Source organism: Burkholderia sp. SRS-25 (assembly GCF_004343765.1).
Classification (GTDB): domain Bacteria; phylum Pseudomonadota; class Gammaproteobacteria; order Burkholderiales; family Burkholderiaceae; genus Burkholderia; species Burkholderia contaminans.
In genome coordinates this window covers 51,282-67,477 of sequence record NZ_PTXM01000008.1, presented here as the reverse complement: position 1 = coordinate 67,477, position 16,196 = coordinate 51,282, and the positions used below count along the sequence as shown (strand labels likewise).

Sequence of the window (16,196 nt, the reverse complement as noted above, 5' to 3'; positions counted from 1 at the left end):
GCGTGCTCGGTGCGCCGCTTATGCCTCGATCAGCGTGCGGGTGGCTTCGGCGACGAGGCTGCGCAGCCAGCGTACTTCGTCGGAGTAGTGGCAGCGCTCGTGCCACAGCTGGTAGTACTGCATCGGCGGGAAGTCGAGCGGCGCCGGTACGACCGAGAGCGGCAGGAACTTCGCGTAGTGATCGGCGAACAGCCGCGTGGTCGTGAAGATCAGGTCCGACTTCACGAGCACGTAAGGCGCGAGGTTGAAGTACGGCAGCGTGACGACCACGTGGCGCTTGAGCCGTTCGCGCGCGAGATGCACGTCGATCGCGCCGCGCTGGCCGACCGAGTAGGGCGTCGGCGCGAGATGCGGCGCGTTCAGGTACTGGTCGAGCGTAAGCCCGCCACGCTTCGCGAACGGGTGCGTGTTGCTCATCAGGCAGACGATTTCGTCGACGAACAGGTTCGACAGGTGCAGCTGCTCGGGCGGTTCGGGCCAGTTGCCGACGACGATGTCGAGCTTGCCGTCTTCCAGCGCGAGCTCATAGTCGAACGCGGGGCCGAGCGAATGGAATTCGAGCGTCGCGTTCGGCGCGGCCTGGCGGAAGCGCTCGACCACGGTCGGCACGAACAGCACGTTCAGGTAGTCGGGGCAGCCGATCCGGTAGCAGCGGATCGACGTGGCCGGGTCGAAGCTGTGCTGCTGGAACTTGATGCGCTCGATTTCACGCAACGCGTTCTGCACGGGCTCGAGCAGGCGCAGCCCGTATTCGGTCGGCACCATGCCGGATTTGCCGCGCACCAGCAGCGGATCGCCGGTGATGTCGCGCAGGCGCCGCAGCGCGGCGCTGATCGCCGGTTGCGACTGGTTCAGTTTGACGGCCGCGCGCGTGACGCTGCGCTCCATCAACAAGGTGTGCAAGACGCGCAAGAGGTACGTGTCGATCGCCTCGCGTTGCTGACTCATGTTATCTCCGGTTTATATGGCTGGGCTGATCGAGGGTTGGGGTGGGTATATCGTTTTTAATATGAACGAAAATCAGCGTCAAGAGATGGATACCCGGGGCTAGCCGCCGGTGGGGCTCGACCAGGGGGGCGAACGAGGTGAAATGCGGGGCGCGCTGCGCCGCGCGGGTCCGTATTGCACGGATCCGGATCGCGACGCGGCGGGTGAGGCGACGGGGGCGTCAGTCGTCGATGCGCATGCCGACCTTCAGCGTGACCTGCCAGTGCACGACCTGGTCGCCTTCGATGTGGCCGCGCGTTTCGGTCACCTGGAACCAGTGCAGGTTATGTAGCGTCTTGCCGGCTTTCGAGATCGCGTTGCGGATGGCGTCGTCACTCGATTTCTGCGACGAACCGGTCAGTTCGATCATCTTGTACACGTGGTCGCTCATGATGCGCTCCCTGGGATATCGGTCTGTATTGCCGGTGCAAGGCGCGGTCCCGAAGCAGTGCCGTGCATGTCCGGCTTCTTGAGTGATAGGTATGATGGGCAGCAAGTGCAACCCATATCGGAGACGAGGAACATCGTGGAAGTCGGATTTTGCGGACCGGGATTGATGGGCGCGCCGATGATTCGGCATTTGCTGGCGGCCGGGCATCGGGTCAGTGTGTGGAATCGCTCGCGCGAGAAGGCCGAGGCGCTCGTGAAGGACGGCGCGCAGGTGGTCGGCACGCCGCGCGAACTGGCCGAGCGCGTCGAGACGGTATTCGTGTGCGTGCTCGACGGGCGCGCGGTGGGCGATGTCGTGTTCGGCGAGCACGGGCTGCTTTCCGGTGATGCGGGCGCGCGCCGCCTGCAGCGCATCGTCGATCATTCGAGCATTCCGCCCGCCGCCACGCGTGATTACGCGGCGCGCGCGGCCGCGCTCGGAATCGGCTGGGTCGATGCGCCCGTATCGGGCGGCGTGCCCGGCGCGCAGGCCGGCACGCTCGCGGTGATGGCCGGCGGCCGCGCGGCCGATCTCGACGCGGTGCGAGCGCTGATCGATACGTACGCGTCGCGCATCACGCACATGGGCGACGCGGGCGCGGGCCAGACGGCGAAGCTGTGCAACCAGGCGATCGTGACCGCGACGGTCACCGCGATCGCCGAGGCGGTCGGCCTGGCGCAGGCAAGCGGCATCGACGCGGCACGGCTGGCCGAGGCACTGGCCGGCGGCTGGGCCGATTCGGTGCTGCTGCAGACGTTCGTGCCGCGCATGACGTCGGGCGGTCATCCCCCGATCGGCGCGCTGAGTACGTTCCAGAAGGATGTCGACACGATCGCCGATGCCGCGCGCGACACGGGCGCGGTGATGCCCGTGTCGGCCACCGTGCAGCAGGTGCTGAGGCTCGGCGCCGCGCAGGGGCTCGCCGGTGCCGATTTCGCCGCGTTCATCGACATCGTACGGCCGGGCAACGGCCGCCGGCAGGTGTCGTGACGGACAAGCGGGGCGTGTGAATGGCAGATGGGCCGCGCGGAGGCGGCCCATCGAATGACTGGCGGATCAGCCGAGGGAGCGTGGTGTCGTGTCGCCGGCGTTCTGGCGGCCGAGCCCGCCGCGCAGGCTCGCTTTCGTGCCTGCACCAAACTCGGGCAGGATGCGCGCACGCGCACGGCTGGCGAACACGAGGAAGCCGAAGCCGTTTGCTTCATACCAGTATCCGCCGTTCTCGAGGCCGTCCAGCGGCTGCTCGAGCGCGTTGGCGATCGATTCGATGCAGCGCTTGCGCAGTTCGGCGATGGCGGGATAAGGCGGCTGGGCGCCGCGCACGCTGCACAGGAGCACGTCGAGACCGGGCAGCACATGTGCGTACAGGACGGGCTCGTCCTGCGCACGGGCGCGGGCAATCTTGGTGTCGAGCTGGGCAAACGGTTTCGAGTGGCGCAATACCGCGAGGAATGACTCCTGGCCATCCTGCTGGGCACGCCGACGTTTTTTCGGGAAGGACATAAACACTCGCCTCAAAAACAATTGCAAGAAATGCGGCACTTTCATGCGACCCACTCCCGGCTATGTACGCCGCATGTCGATCCTTTATAGCACACGAAAATGCTGCCTTCGTGCAGTACGACGATCAATGTCTCCCGTCGACCTGCTCGCCATGATCGACACAGCCAGCGTCTTGGCGCCCGTACTGTCGTTTAGTCTCCATCATAGACCTGCTTTCCCCGCGCGTGCATTCGCCCGTCACAAAAAAGTGAGATAGGCCGCATGCGGCGGTGCATCGCGCACGCAATAAAAAGGCCCGCACGGGGCGGGCCTGGCTGGCGGGGCGCGTGGCGATCAGCGCTGCTTCAGCGAATCGCGGATCTCGCGCAGCAGCACCGTGTCTTCCGGCGTCGCGGCCGGCGCGGCTTCTTCCGGCTTGCGCAGCTTGTTGATGAATTTCACCATCAGGAAAATGATGAACGCGAGGATGACGAAATTGATTGCCACCGTGATGAACGAGCCGTAGCCGAACGCGGCGACACCCGCGGCCTGCAGGTCCTTGAACGAATCGGGATTACCCTTGAACGTCGGGGGAATGGTGCCGAGCAGAACGAACTTGTTCGAGAAATCCAGGCCGCCGGTCAGCACGCCGATGACCGGCATGATGAGGTCTTTCACGACCGAGTCGACGATCTTCGAGAACGCGCCGCCGATGATCACGCCGACGGCGAGATCCATGACGTTGCCCTTGACGGCGAACTCCTTGAATTCCTTGATGATGCTCATGAGCGGCTTTCTCCTGTTTGGGGCGAGGGGAGGCGTGCCGCGACGCGCAGGGATGCAGAGCGTCGAATGAGGGTCGGTGGCACGCCGATGGCCGCATGATAGCGAACGCTCCCCATTGCCGGTAGTCCATCTTGAAATGATTGACAAATGCGCGCGTCGGCGCGGCCGGCCATGCAGGGGAGCGTGGCAGCGCGTCGCGGGTGCGTCGACGCGCTGCGTGGTGTCAGGTGTTGTCGTCGGTCCAGCCGTCGTCGTTGCTGCCGAGATCCATGCCGCCGCCGCCGCCGTTGCCGTCGCTCCAGTTCGAACTGTCGCCACGGCCAAGGTCGAAGCCCGGGTCGTTCTCCTGCCGGCGGCGCTCGCCATCGACGATGACGTCGCGTTCGACCACGCGCTCGCGGCCACCCGACATCGCCTCGCCGAGCAACACACCGGTCAGCAACCCGCCCATGCCGCCGCCGAAACCGCCGCCGCCTTGCTGGATCACCACCGGCGGTTGCTGTTGCGGGTAGGGCTGCTGCGGATACGGCTGGCCTTGCGCGCCCGTCATGCGATCGGCTTCCTGCGCATACACGGAGCCGCTGCCGCTCGCCGGCGCCGCGGGTTGCGCGGCCGGGTCGGGACGGCCTTCGACGCGTGCCTTCACGCTCGCATGACGCTGTTCGAGTTCGTCGACGCGATACGGCGGCACCGGATTCTTGCCGTTCGACAGCGATTCGACGAGCGTGCGCGCATCGGTCTCGATCGCTTCGAGTTCGCCCGTGAGTGCCGCGGCGCCGGGCGCCGTCGACAGCTTCGCGTCGAGTTTCAGCGGGCGGATGTCGTTCAACACGTCGGTGGCGCGCTTGAGCTGCGTGCGGCGTTCGTCGTCGGCGCGGCTGTCGTCGGCCGTGCGCGCGCGCCGCAGCGTCCAGCGCAACACCAGCGCGATCACCGCGGCGATCAGCCCGAAGCCGATCCACATGCCGGTCGACGGGCCATGTTTTTCGGCCGGCGCGACGGCGGGCGCGAGCGACGATTGCAGCGTGCCGGCCTGCGTGGCGGAGGGCACGTTGCCGCTCGCGCGTGCCGCGTCGGCGCGGATACGCGACTCGGTCTGCGCGAACCGCGAAGCATCGGTGAACTTGAGTTGCGGATCGAGCGATTTCGCGCGCTGCAACTGCGCGAGTGCGTCGGACGCGCGGCCTTCGCGGTCCAGCACCTGTGCGTACAGGTAGCGCGCATGCGCGTTGTTAGGATGGGCGTCGATGACTTGCGACAGCTGCGTGTCGGCTTGCTGCCAGTTGCGTTGCGCGATCGACTGCTCGACCTGCTGCAGCGACGGGACCGCAAACGCGGCGGACGACAGCAACATCAGCGAGAGGCCGAGTGCGGCGAGAGATTTCTTCATGGTCGAACCGGGCGCAGGCGCCCGTCTCCTGACGATCGGTTCGCGCCGCGCCCGGGGCGGGCGGCGGCGCGGTGGCCCGCAGATATCGTTACTGCGCGGGCGTATCGAGCTGCTTCTTCAGCGCGGCGAGGCGATCCTCGACCGACGGGCCCTTGTTCAGCGCGGCGAGCTTGTCGTCGAGCGCCTTGCCGCTCGACGTGTCGGCCGAATTCAGGCGCGCGTCCGAGCGTGCGTTCTGCAGCGCGACCTTGTCCTCGAGCTTCTGGAAGTCCTCGGACAGGTTCTTGCCGCCGATGCCGCCCAGCGCGCTGGCCGCGACGTCCTTCGCCTGCGCGATTTCCTGCTTGGCCTGCAGGATGTTCGAGCGGGCATTCAGGTCGTTGCGGCGCTGACGCATGTCGGCGATCTGCCCCTTCAGCTTGTCGACCGACGGCTCGAGCGTCGTCAATTCGGCTGCGAGCGCGTCACGCTCGGCTTCCGCGTTCGACTGCGCGCCGAGCGCCTCGCGGGCAAGTGCTTCATCGCCGGCCTGCAGCGCGCGCTTCGCGCCTTCCTCGTACTTCTTCACCTTGTCGTCGGCCGCATCGCGTTTGCTGCGCTGGGTCGCGACCTGTGCCTCGATCTCGATCAGCGAATTCTCGGCACGGCCGATGCTGTCGTCGAGCTCCCGCACGATCTGCCGTGCGTCGCGCGACGGATCCTGTACCGAATCGGCCGCATCGTTCAGCAGGCCTTTGATCGTGCGCGAAACAGAGTCGAAAAGCGACATGAAATCCTCCGTGGTTGAAAGGCGCCGCGTGAGAGCGGCTGTGCCCGTGGCGAGCCGGTTCCGACCCGCATGAGCCGGCGGATATTACACCACCGGTTCACTTAAATACGGCTTAAACGCGCGAGTTCAAGCGGCTTGCGCATCAGGACGTCGAACCTTTCGCGATTGAAAGAAAATCCGCCGTGCGCGCGATATTGCGTGTCCATGATAGGCAGAGGATGCCGACAATACGTTCCTCAAATCACGGCATTGCGGGAATTTTTACAAAAAATCGCGAAGGCATCCGGTCGATTTCATTAAAATGCGCTGTCACGTCGCGGGAACGGATCGCCGCGCGGCGGGGTCTGTCGACGTGACAGCCGCATCACGCTGTATCCGCTCTGATTCATTCGCCTGCATTTCCGCATGCGTCCGAGGGTGCCACGACCGCCCGCCATTCCGACATGCCAATTATCAAACGACCGCCTTCTTCTTCCGACAGGAACGAACCCCACTACACGCTGCGCCGTTCGCCGTCCGGAGCCTATTACCCCGATGACGACGATCGCGACGACGACCGCCGCACCCAGCGCAGCGGCGGCGGAGGGCGCGGTCGCTCGTTCGGCTCGCGCGTCATGCTGTGGTTCGCCGGCCTCATCGCGACGCTGGCGATCGTCGGCGCACTGATCGTCGGCTACGCGCTGGTCGTGATGGCACCGCAACTGCCGTCGCTCGATGCGCTGACCAACTACCAGCCGAAGGTGCCGCTGCGCGTGTTCACGGCCGATCATGTGCTGATCGGCGAGTTCGGCGAGGAGCGCCGCAGCCTCGTGCGATTCCAGGACATTCCCGACGTGATGAAGAAGGCGGTGCTCGCGATCGAGGACTACCGCTTCTACGAACACGGCGGCGTCGACTTCGTCGGCATCCTGCGCGCCGGTGTCGCCGACCTGATGCACGGCGGCGCGCGCCAGGGCGCGAGCACGATCACGATGCAGGTCGCGCGCAACTTCTTCCTGTCGAGCGAGAAGACCTACACGCGCAAGATTTACGAAATGCTGCTCGCGTACAAGATCGAGAAGGCCCTGACGAAGGACCAGATTCTCGAGCTGTACATGAACCAGATCTATCTCGGCCAGCGCTCGTACGGCTTCGCGGCCGCCGCGCGCGTGTATTTCGGCAAGGACCTCAAGGACATCACGCTGGCTGAAGCCGCGATGCTCGCGGGGCTGCCGAAGGCGCCGTCCGCGTATAACCCGGTCGTCAATCCGAAGCGCGCGAAGGTGCGCCAGGAGTACATCCTGAAGCGCATGCTCGAGGTCGGCTACATCACGCAGCCGCAGTACGACGCGGCCGTGAAGGAAGAGATCCACGTGCGCACGCCGGGCAACCAGTACGCGGTGCACGGCGAGTACGTCGCCGAGATGGTGCGGCAGATGATGTATCAGCAGTACAAGGACGAAACCTATACGCGCGGGTTGACCGTCACGACGACGATCAACTCGTCCGACCAGGAAGCCGCGTACCAGGCCGTGCGCCGCGGCATTCTCGACTACGAGCGCCGCCACGGCTATCGCGGGCCAGAAGCGTCGATCAAGCTGCCCGCGGCCGGCGACGACCGCGACGAGGCGATCGACGACGCGCTCGCCGATCACCCGGACAACGGCGATCTGCAGTCGGCGGTCGTGCTGTCGGCATCGCCGAACGCGGTCGAGGTGCAGTTCGTCGGCGGCGCGACCACGACGATCGGCCCGGCCGGGCTGCGCTTCGTGGCGGGCGCGCTCAGCCCCCGCGCGAACGACACGCTGCGCATCAAGCCGGGCTCGGTCGTGCGCGTGCTGAAGGACGGCAAGACTGGCTGGCAGGTCGTGCAGCTGCCGCAGGTCGAAGGCGCGCTCGTCGCGATCGCGCCGCAGGACGGCGCGATCCGTTCGCTCGTCGGCGGCTTCGACTTCAACAAGAGCAAGTTCAACCACGTGACGCAGGCGTGGCGGCAGCCCGGCTCGTCGTTCAAGCCGTTCATCTACTCGGCGTCGCTCGACAAGGGCATGGGGCCGGCGACGATGATCAACGATGCGCCGCTGTACTTCCCGCCGAGCGTCCCGGGCGGCACCGCATGGGAGCCGAAGGACGACGACCAGCCGGACGGCCCGATGACGATGCGTACCGGCCTGCAGCGTTCGAAGAACCTCGTGTCGATCCGGATCCTCGCGTCGATCGGTACGCAGTATGCGCAGCAGTACGTGACGCAGCGCTTCGGCTTCGATCCCGCGAAGACGCCGCCGTACCTGCCGATGGCGCTCGGCGCGGGCCTCGTGACGCCGCTGCAGCTTGCAACCGGCTATGCGGTGTTCGCGAACGGCGGCTACAAGGTCGATCCGTACCTGATCGCCGAAGTCGACGATGCACGCGGCCAGCCGTTGCAGAAATCGCAGCCGGTGCTGGCGGGCAGCACGGCGCCGCGCACGATCGAAGGCCGCAACGCGTACGTGATGAACAGCCTGCTGCATTCGGTCGCGACGGCCGGCACGGGCGCGGGCACCAACGTACTGGGCCGCAGCGACCTGCAGGGCAAGACGGGTACGACGAACGACGCGAAGGACGGCTGGTTCGCCGGCTACCAGCAGTCGCTCGTCGCGGTCGCGTGGATGGGTTTCGACCAGCCGAAGAGCCTCGGCAGCCGCGAATTCGGCGCGCAGCTCGCATTGCCGATCTGGGTGAACTACATGCGCACCGCGCTGAACGGCGTACCCGAGCAGCAGATGCCGATGCCGGACGGCCTGACCTCGATCGACGGCGAGCTGTACTACGCCGATCGCACGCCGGGCAACGGCTTCGTCGCGAACGTCGACATCAACCCGGCCGAGAACGCGATCAGCGCGAACGACGCACTCGGCTCGGCCGGTGCGGCGGGGCTTGCGCCGCCGCCCGTCACGCCGCAGGAGAAGCAGCAGATCATGGACATGTTCGAGAACAAGTAAGCGGCACGCTGCTGTTCCGGCATGCGACGGGCGCCTTCGGGCGCCCGTTTTTTTTGCGCGAGTTTTTGCGCGAATGGCCGGCAGACGGAGAAGGGGGAAATCAGAACGATGCGCAGGCCGGCACGACCGTCACGCCGACCGATTGCTGGTGGAATCGCTGCATGTACGCTTGCCGGATCGCGGCGAGCCGCGCACGTGTCTCGGGCGTGTCGTCCGCGATGATACGGATCACGAAGCTGTCTTCGCGCGTGATCCCGCCGCTTGTCTGGTCGCGCCACTGGCCGTGTGTGTCCCAGTAGGTGAGGCCGTCGGGGAACCGGGGGGTGACCGTGTCGGCGAGGAATGCCGCGCGTTCCGCATCGGTGACGGGGCCGCGCCCCGTGATGTCGCGCCCGAACAGCAGGTCGGCCTGCAGCATGCGGTTTTCGCCCGGCTGCGTGCAGGCCGGCGGTGTGCCGGCGACGGGCGACGGCGGTGCCGCGCAACCGGCGAGCAGTGCGATCGCCATCACGCATGCGGCCAGCGACCGCATCTGCCCATTTCGTGACGATCGACCTCCACGTGCGCAAAACGCTGCGCGCTCAACCACTTGCGTGCGTGTCCGGCGGGTTATCAACAGGGCTGTCAACATAATCTGGGGATAACCCTAGGTTCGTCCGCGCGTGCCCGACGTGGGGTCAGTGCTGCAGTTTCGCGTGCGCGAGATGCATGCCGAGCGTGGCGGGGTCGGTATTGGTGCCCGATAGCAGCACGCCGACGCGCTTGCCCTGCAGCGTTTCGCGCAGCGGGCCGAGCAGGGCGGCCAGCGCAGCCGCGCACGCCGGTTCGACCGACAGTTTCAGTTGCGCGAACAGGAACAGCATCGCGGCCCGCAGCGCGTCGTCGGACACGGTGACGATGCGGTCGACGTGGCGTCGGCACAGCTGGTAGCTGTATTCCTCGGTATGCGGCGCCATCAGCGAATCGGCGATCGTCTGCATCGCGCTCATCTTGATCGTGTGATTTGCCGCGAAGCTGCGGCTCATCGCGTCGGCGCCTTCCGGCTCGACGCCGTACACGTGCACGCGCGGATTCGCGAGCCGCAGCGCGGTCGCCATGCCGGCCGCGAGCCCGCCGCCGCCGATCGGCACGATCACCGCGTCGAGATCGGGGGTCTGCGTCGCCCATTCGTAGCCGAGCGTCGCGGTGCCGAGGATCGTGTGATAGCCGTTGAACGGATGGATGAAGAAGCGGCCTTCCTCGGCCTCGATCCGCCGGACCAGATCGAATGCCTGCGACGCACTGCCGGCCAGCACGACTTCCGCGCGGTACTGCTTGCACTGCGCGATGCGCGACGGGCTTGCGGTATGGAACATCACGACCTTGGCGCTGCTGCCGAGCCGCATCGCCGCATACGCGACGGCCGCCGCGTGATTGCCGGCCGACACGCAGGTGACGCCGGCGTTCTTGCGCGCTTCGTCGAGCGCGAGCAGATGCGTGAACGCGCCGCGCGCCTTGAAGCTGCCGCTCACCTGCAGCAGCTCGAACTTGAAGTTGACGTGCGTGCCTTCGAGGGAAGGCAGGTCGGCGCGCTCGAACACGGGCGTGCGCGCGACCCACGGCGACAGCGCGAAATGCTGCGCGGCGATTTCGTCGAGCGTCGGGATCGGCTCGCCGTCGATCGTCGTATGGGCGGTGCCCTGTTGTTCAGTCGACATGACGTGGCGGATGGCGAAGTGGGCCGGCCCGCACACGCGGGCCGGCGTGGCGGGGGCAGTCAGTGCGCGTCGACCGACATGCTGCGGATGAACTTGCGAAGGAACTGCTCGCAGCCGGCGAGCTGCGCAAGCTCGACATATTCGTTCGGCTTGTGCGCCTGCTCGATGTTGCCCGGCCCGCACACGACGCTCGGGATGCCCGCGCGTTCGAACAAACCGGCCTCGGTGCCATAGGCGACCTTGCGCTTGTCCTGGTCGGCCGTCAGCGCGCGCACGAGCTGCGTGATCGCGGCCTGTTCGGTGGCGTCGAGGCCGGGCGCCGCGGCGATCTTCGAGAACTCGATCGCGGCATTCGGATGCTCGCGAAGCATCTGCGGCAGCAGCGTGTCCCGTGCATACGCTTCGATGCGCGTGAAGATCTGCTCGGGATCGAGCGTCGGCAGGTTGCGGAACTCGAAGTCGAAGCGGCATTCGGCCGGCACCGTGTTGATCGCGTTGCCGCCCTGGATCGTGCTCGTCTGCGCGGTCGTGAACGGCACGTCGTACAGTTCGTCGAACGGGCCTTCGGCGCGAAAGCGCTCGGCGATGTCGCGGATGTGGCAAATGAGGCGCGCCGCGTACTCGATCGCGTTCAGCCCCTTCGGCGTCAGCGACGAATGCGCCGCGTGGCCGCGCACGCAGCAGCGGTATGCATTGATACCCTTGTGCGCGATGATCGGCCGCATGCTGGTCGGCTCGCCGACGATGCAGCCGGACGGTTGCACGCCGCGCTTGACCAGATCCGCAATCATCAGCGGCGCGCCCGCGCAGCCGATTTCCTCGTCGTAGGACAGCGCGAAATGGATCGGCTTCGCGAGCTTCGTCGCCTGCATCTCGGGCAGCAGCGCGAGCGCCGCGCCGATGAAGCCCTTCATGTCGCAGGTGCCGCGGCCGTACAGGCGGCCGTCGCGGATCTCTGGCGCGAACGGGTTGCTGTCCCATTGCTGGCCGTCGACCGGCACGACGTCGGTATGCCCGGACAGCACGATGCCGCCGTTCGTCGAGCCGTCGTGCGCGGGCACGGTCGCGAACAGGTTCGCCCAGCCGTCGCGCGGATCATGCGTGATCGTCGATGCGATGCCCTTCGCGGCGAGCGCGTCGCGCACCGTTTCGATCAGGCCGAGGTTCGGCACACGGCTCGTCGTGTCGATCGACACAAGTTGCTTGATCCAGGGCAGGCTGACGAGCGACGCGTCGCCTTGGGGTGCGGCGGACGGCGCTGTCGCGTCGAGAGTGGACATGGCAAAACTCCGTCTGATGAATGGGAAAATCATACTCAAAAACGGGTCGGCCCGCCCGCATCGGGCGCAGTGCGGTGCAGCAACGCCGCACCCGTCAGTATCGCGTCAGCGCACCGCGGCAGCCGCTCCCTGCTTGGGTCCGAGTGCGCGCAGGGTTTCCTTGATCGTCGACACGCGGATCGCGAGATCGGGCGAGCGCGTCTCGATGCGCAGTTTGTCCTGGCCCGCGAGCTTGATGTGCCGATGCTTCTGCACCATCTCGATGATCCGCATCGGATCGATCGGCGGATTCGGCTCGAACTGCAGCCCGATCGCCACCTCGCTCGCATCGATCTTCACGATGCCGAGCGGCTTCGCGGCGATCCGCAGCCGGTGCGTCTCGACGAGCGCGTGCGCCTGCGGCGGCAGCTTGCCGAAGCGGTCGATCAGCTCTTCCTGGATGCCGTCGATCGCGTCGCCGTGCTCGCAGTTCGCGAGCCGCTTGTACAGCGACAGCCGCTCCTGCACGTCCGCGCAGTAGTCGGCCGGCAGGATCGCCGGCGCATGCAGGTTGATTTCCGTCGTCGCGGCGAGCGGGGCGGTGAGGTCGGGCTCCTTGCCGTTCTTCAGCGCTTTCACCGCGTCGTTCAGCATGTCCGTATAGAGCTGGAAGCCGATCTCGTGGATCTCGCCCGACTGCTTGTCGCCGAGCACTTCGCCGGTGCCGCGGATCTCGAGGTCGTGCATCGCGAGATAGAAGCCCGAACCGAGTTCCTCCATCTGCTGGATCGCTTCCAGCCGGCGCTGCGCCTGCTTGGTCAGCGCCTGCGGATCGTGGACCAGCAGGTACGCATAGGCCTGGTGATGCGAGCGGCCGACGCGGCCGCGCAGCTGGTGGAGCTGCGCGAGGCCGAACTTGTCCGCGCGGTGCATGATGATCGTGTTCGCGCTCGGCACGTCGATGCCGGTCTCGATGATGGTCGTGCACAGCAGCACGTTCGCGCGCTGCGCGACGAAATCGCGCATCACCCGTTCGAGCTCGCGTTCGTGCATCTGGCCGTGCGCGATCACGATGCGGGCTTCGGGCACGAGCGCCTCGAGCATCGCCTTGCGGTTCTCGATCGTCTCGACCTCGTTGTGCAGGAAGTACACCTGGCCGCCGCGCTTCAGTTCGCGCAGCATCGCCTCGCGGATCACGCTTTCCTCCTCGCGGCGCACGAAGGTCTTGATCGCGAGCCGCTTCTGCGGCGCGGTTGCAATGACCGAGAAATCGCGCAGCCCTTCGAGCGCCATCCCGAGCGTGCGCGGGATCGGCGTCGCGGTGAGCGTCAGCACGTCGACTTCCGCACGCAGCGCCTTCAGCGCTTCCTTCTGGCGCACGCCGAAGCGGTGTTCCTCGTCGATGATCACGAGGCCGAGGCGCTTGAACTGCACGTCCGACGACAGCAGCTTGTGCGTGCCGATCACGATGTCGACGCTGCCTTCGTTGATCTGCGCGATCGCCGCGTTGACTTCCTTCGTGGTCTTGAAGCGCGACAGCTCGACGATCCGCACCGGCCAGTCGGCGAAGCGGTCGGCGAAGGTCTGCGTGTGCTGCTCGGCGAGCAGCGTGGTAGGCGACAGCAGCGCGACCTGCTTGCCGCCCAGCACCGCGATGAACGCGGCGCGCAGCGCGACCTCGGTCTTGCCGAAGCCGACGTCGCCGCACACGAGGCGGTCCATCGGCTTGCCGCTCGTCATGTCGCCGATCACGGCCGCGATGGCGGCTGCCTGGTCGGGGGTTTCCTCGAAGCCGAAGCTTTCCGCGAACTTCACGTAGTCGCGCGGATCGAGCGAGAACGCGTGGCCTTCGCGGGCCGCGCGGCGTGCGTACAGGTTCAGCAGCTCGGCGGCCGTGTCGCGGATCTGCTGCGCGGCCTTGCGCTTCGCGCGCTCCCACTGGCCGGAGCCGAGCGCGTGCAGCGGCGCGCTGTCGGGATCGGCGCCGCTGTAGCGCGAGATCACGTGCAATTGCGCGACCGGCACGTAGAGCTTGCTGTCGCCCGAGTATTCGAGATGCAGGAATTCCGTCTCGCCTTCGCCGAGATCCATCGACACGAGGCCCATGTAGCGGCCGATGCCGTGCTGCGCATGGACGACCGGGTCGCCCACCTTCAGCTCGGACAGGTCGCGCACCATCGCGTCGACGTTGCTCGCCTGTTCCTGCCGGCGGCGGCCCGCGCGGCGGCCGAGCGCACCGTACAGTTCGGTCTCGGTGACGATCGCGTAGCCTTCGCCCGGCACCGCGAAGCCGTTCGAGAGCGGCGCGACGCCGAGCGCGAAGCGTGCGTCGCTCTCGAGCCAGCCGGCGAAGTGGTCGTTCGATGCGGGGCGCAGATGGTGTTCGGCGAGCAGTTGCAGGATCGTCTCGCGGCGGCCGGCCGATTCGACGGTCAGCAGCACGCGCTTGCCCGACGATTCGACGAACGTGCGCAGCGCGGCGAGCGGATCGTCGGCATGGCGATCGACCGTGAGCTCGGGCAGGCCCGTTGCCCAGCCGCCCGCCGGCTGCGCCGGGAGCACGACGCGCGCGAACGGCTTTGCGAATGCGAAGAAATCCTCGTCGGACAGGAACAGGCGCTGCGGTTCGAGGATCGGCCGCTCGCGATCGTGCGCGAGGAACGCATGGCGCTGCTTCGTATCGGCCGTGAAGCGGCGGATCGATGCCTCGAGATCGCCGGTGAACACGAGGTGCGCATCCTGCGGCAGGTAGTGGAACAGCGTGGCGGTTTCGTCGAAGAACAGCGGCAGGTAGTACTCGATGCCGGCCGACGGAACGCCGTTGCCGATGTCCTTGTAGATCGGCGCGCGGCTCGGGTCGCCTTCGAAAGTCTCGCGCCAGCGGCTGCGGAAGGCCGTGCGTGCGGCTTCGTCGAACGGAAACTCGCGGCCGGGCAAAAGACGCACGTCGCGCACCGGGTAGAGGCTGCGCTGCGTGTCGGGATCGAACGCGCGGATCGAATCGACCTGGTCGTCGAACAGGTCGATCCGGTACGGCAGCGGCGAGCCCATCGGGTACAGGTCGATCAGCGAGCCGCGCACGCAGTATTCGCCGGGCCGCACGACCTGGCTGACGTGCTCGTAGCCGGCCAGCGTGAGCTGCGCCTTCAGCTTCGCCTCGTCGAGGCGCTCGCCCTGCGCGAATGCGAACGTGTATGCGGCCATGAACGACGCAGGCGGCATCCGGTACAGCGCGGTGGTCGCGGGTACGAGCAGGATGTCGCAGCGGCCCTCGCCGAGGTCGTGCAGCGTCGCGAGACGTTCGGACACGAGGTCCTGGTGCGGCGAGAACGTGTCGTACGGCAGCGTTTCCCAGTCCGGCAGCAGGCGCACGCGCGCGTCGGGTGAAAAGTAGCGGATTTCCTGCGAGAGCCGCTGCGCGTCGACCGCGTTCGCGCAGATCACCGCAAGGAGCGGCACGTCCTGGCGGTTGTCGGCGAGATAACGGGCGATGGCGAGCGCGTCGGCGGAACCATGCGCGCCGTCGAAGGCGAAGCGCTGGCCGGGTTTGACGCGGGCAACGGGCGAGGCGGACGGGGTGGAAGCGTTATCTGGCATAGGGACGACAGGGGTGGCGTGCACGGGCGCATCGCGGTGCGCCGGTCGAGACGAAAGACCTATTATAAAATCCGCTTCTCGATTTCATCTTTCCGGCGTTTCCCTTCGTGACTCCCCGACTTTTCGCCCTGATTCCCTGCGCCGGCACCGGCAGCCGTTCCGGCTCGGCCGTGCCGAAGCAATACCGCACGCTGGCCGGCCGCGCGCTGCTGCACTACACGCTCGCCGCGTTCGACGCGTGCAGCGAATTCGCGCAGACGCTCGTCGTCCTCGCGCCCGACGATTCCCATTTCGACGCGCGCCGCTTCGCGGGCCTGCGCTTCGCGGTGCGCCGCTGCGGCGGCGGTTCGCGCCAGGCGTCGGTGCTGAACGGGCTGCTCGAACTGGCCGAATTCGGCGCGACCGACCACGACTGGGTGCTGGTGCACGACGCCGCCCGCCCGGGCATCACGCCGGAACTGATTCGCACGCTGGTCGCGACGCTGAAAGACGATCCGGTCGGCGGCATCGTCGCGCTGCCGGTGGCCGATACGCTCAAGCGCGTGCCGGCCGGCGGCGACGCGATCGCACGCACCGAGTCGCGCGACGCGCTGTGGCAGGCGCAGACGCCGCAGATGTTCCGCATCGGCATGCTGCGCGAGGCGATCCTGCGCGCGCAGCGCGAAGGGCACGACCTGACCGACGAAGCGAGCGCGATCGAATGGGCCGGCCATACGCCGCGCGTCGTGCAGGGCAGCCTGCGCAATTTCAAGGTCACGTACCCGGAAGATTTCGCGCTCGCGGAAGCGATCCTCGCGCGTTCCGCGAACGCTTCCTGACTTTCACCCCCTCACAATCGG

13 protein-coding genes are annotated in these 16,196 nt (G+C 67.0%); 3 read left to right on the top strand and 10 right to left on the bottom strand.

Annotated features, from left to right (window positions below; all coding sequences use genetic code 11):
* Positions 1-18: 18 nt before the first annotated feature.
* Both C5O79_RS12205 and C5O79_RS12200 read right to left on the bottom strand, forming a co-directional pair.
* Positions 19-948 (bottom strand): LysR substrate-binding domain-containing protein, encoded by a 930-nt coding sequence (locus tag C5O79_RS12205; protein WP_011885102.1) that lies wholly within the window; start codon positions 946-948, stop codon positions 19-21.
* A 220-nt stretch (positions 949-1,168) separates the two neighbouring features.
* Positions 1,169-1,378 (bottom strand): dodecin, encoded by a 210-nt coding sequence (locus C5O79_RS12200; protein WP_039342833.1) that lies wholly within the window; start codon positions 1,376-1,378, stop codon positions 1,169-1,171.
* Positions 1,379-1,513: 135 nt separating this feature from the next.
* Between C5O79_RS12200 and C5O79_RS12195 the strand changes: the two genes are divergently transcribed.
* The gene (locus C5O79_RS12195) at positions 1,514-2,407 is read left to right on the top strand and encodes an NAD(P)-dependent oxidoreductase (RefSeq protein WP_122474118.1); all 894 of its coding nucleotides are present in this window, start codon (positions 1,514-1,516) and stop codon (positions 2,405-2,407) included.
* A 66-nt stretch (positions 2,408-2,473) separates the two neighbouring features.
* Here the strand turns inward: C5O79_RS12195 and C5O79_RS12190 are convergent, their stop codons facing one another.
* The 4 genes from C5O79_RS12190 to C5O79_RS12175 all read right to left on the bottom strand — a co-directional run bounded on the left by C5O79_RS12190 (position 2,474) and on the right by C5O79_RS12175 (position 5,844).
* Positions 2,474-2,920 carry a hypothetical protein gene (locus C5O79_RS12190; protein WP_027784713.1) on the bottom strand — a complete coding sequence of 149 codons (447 nt, stop codon included), beginning with the start codon at positions 2,918-2,920 and terminating at the stop codon, positions 2,474-2,476.
* Between the two features lie 333 nt (positions 2,921-3,253).
* Complete coding sequence (gene mscL / locus C5O79_RS12185; RefSeq protein ID WP_006487991.1) at positions 3,254-3,685, bottom strand: large conductance mechanosensitive channel protein MscL; 432 nt, start codon at positions 3,683-3,685, stop codon at positions 3,254-3,256.
* A gap of 223 nt (positions 3,686-3,908) precedes the next feature.
* On the bottom strand, positions 3,909-5,075 hold the full coding sequence (locus C5O79_RS12180; protein WP_122474117.1) for a tetratricopeptide repeat protein: 1,167 nt from the start codon (positions 5,073-5,075) through the stop codon (positions 3,909-3,911).
* 88 nt (positions 5,076-5,163) lie between these two features.
* Complete coding sequence (locus C5O79_RS12175; RefSeq protein ID WP_039342846.1) at positions 5,164-5,844, bottom strand: PspA/IM30 family protein; 681 nt, start codon at positions 5,842-5,844, stop codon at positions 5,164-5,166.
* Between the two features lie 443 nt (positions 5,845-6,287).
* On the opposite strand from C5O79_RS12175, the gene C5O79_RS12170 reads away from it, so the two are divergent.
* Positions 6,288-8,804 (top strand): penicillin-binding protein 1A, encoded by a 2,517-nt coding sequence (locus C5O79_RS12170; RefSeq protein WP_046545941.1) that lies wholly within the window; start codon positions 6,288-6,290, stop codon positions 8,802-8,804.
* A 100-nt stretch (positions 8,805-8,904) separates the two neighbouring features.
* Here the strand turns inward: C5O79_RS12170 and C5O79_RS12165 are convergent, their stop codons facing one another.
* From C5O79_RS12165 to mfd, 4 genes are all read right to left on the bottom strand, one after another.
* The gene (locus tag C5O79_RS12165; protein WP_122474116.1) at positions 8,905-9,336 is read right to left on the bottom strand and encodes a DUF3574 domain-containing protein; all 432 of its coding nucleotides are present in this window, start codon (positions 9,334-9,336) and stop codon (positions 8,905-8,907) included.
* 145 nt (positions 9,337-9,481) lie between these two features.
* Positions 9,482-10,501, bottom strand: coding sequence for a threonine/serine dehydratase (locus C5O79_RS12160; RefSeq protein ID WP_122474115.1), 1,020 nt, complete (start codon positions 10,499-10,501; stop codon positions 9,482-9,484).
* A gap of 59 nt (positions 10,502-10,560) precedes the next feature.
* Complete coding sequence (gene argE, locus C5O79_RS12155; protein ID WP_046545938.1) at positions 10,561-11,781, bottom strand: acetylornithine deacetylase; 1,221 nt, start codon at positions 11,779-11,781, stop codon at positions 10,561-10,563.
* 105 nt (positions 11,782-11,886) lie between these two features.
* On the bottom strand, positions 11,887-15,357 hold the full coding sequence (gene mfd / locus C5O79_RS12150) for a transcription-repair coupling factor (RefSeq protein ID WP_046545937.1): 3,471 nt from the start codon (positions 15,355-15,357) through the stop codon (positions 11,887-11,889).
* 107 nt (positions 15,358-15,464) lie between these two features.
* Here mfd and ispD point away from each other — a divergent pair, with 107 nt between their 5' ends.
* The gene (ispD, locus tag C5O79_RS12145; RefSeq protein ID WP_122474114.1) at positions 15,465-16,175 is read left to right on the top strand and encodes a 2-C-methyl-D-erythritol 4-phosphate cytidylyltransferase; all 711 of its coding nucleotides are present in this window, start codon (positions 15,465-15,467) and stop codon (positions 16,173-16,175) included.
* The last annotated feature ends 21 nt before the right edge of the window (positions 16,176-16,196 follow it).

Excerpts from the sequence above, each read along its gene's own strand:
- mscL (WP_006487991.1), bottom strand. The coding sequence starts at position 3,685 with ATGAGCATCATCAAGGAATTCAAGGAGTTCGCCGTCAAGGGCAACGTC.
- C5O79_RS12205 (WP_011885102.1), bottom strand. The coding sequence starts at position 948 with ATGAGTCAGCAACGCGAGGCGATCGACACGTACCTCTTGCGCGTCTTG.
- C5O79_RS12160 (WP_122474115.1), bottom strand. The coding sequence starts at position 10,501 with ATGTCGACTGAACAACAGGGCACCGCCCATACGACGATCGACGGCGAG.
- C5O79_RS12200 (WP_039342833.1), bottom strand. The coding sequence starts at position 1,378 with ATGAGCGACCACGTGTACAAGATGATCGAACTGACCGGTTCGTCGCAG.
- argE (WP_046545938.1), bottom strand. The coding sequence starts at position 11,781 with ATGTCCACTCTCGACGCGACAGCGCCGTCCGCCGCACCCCAAGGCGAC.
- C5O79_RS12165 (WP_122474116.1), bottom strand. The coding sequence starts at position 9,336 with ATGCGGTCGCTGGCCGCATGCGTGATGGCGATCGCACTGCTCGCCGGT.
- C5O79_RS12170 (WP_046545941.1), top strand. The coding sequence starts at position 6,288 with ATGCCAATTATCAAACGACCGCCTTCTTCTTCCGACAGGAACGAACCC.
- C5O79_RS12190 (WP_027784713.1), bottom strand. The coding sequence starts at position 2,920 with ATGTCCTTCCCGAAAAAACGTCGGCGTGCCCAGCAGGATGGCCAGGAG.
- mfd (WP_046545937.1), bottom strand. The coding sequence starts at position 15,357 with ATGCCAGATAACGCTTCCACCCCGTCCGCCTCGCCCGTTGCCCGCGTC.
- C5O79_RS12180 (WP_122474117.1), bottom strand. The coding sequence starts at position 5,075 with ATGAAGAAATCTCTCGCCGCACTCGGCCTCTCGCTGATGTTGCTGTCG.
- C5O79_RS12175 (WP_039342846.1), bottom strand. The coding sequence starts at position 5,844 with ATGTCGCTTTTCGACTCTGTTTCGCGCACGATCAAAGGCCTGCTGAAC.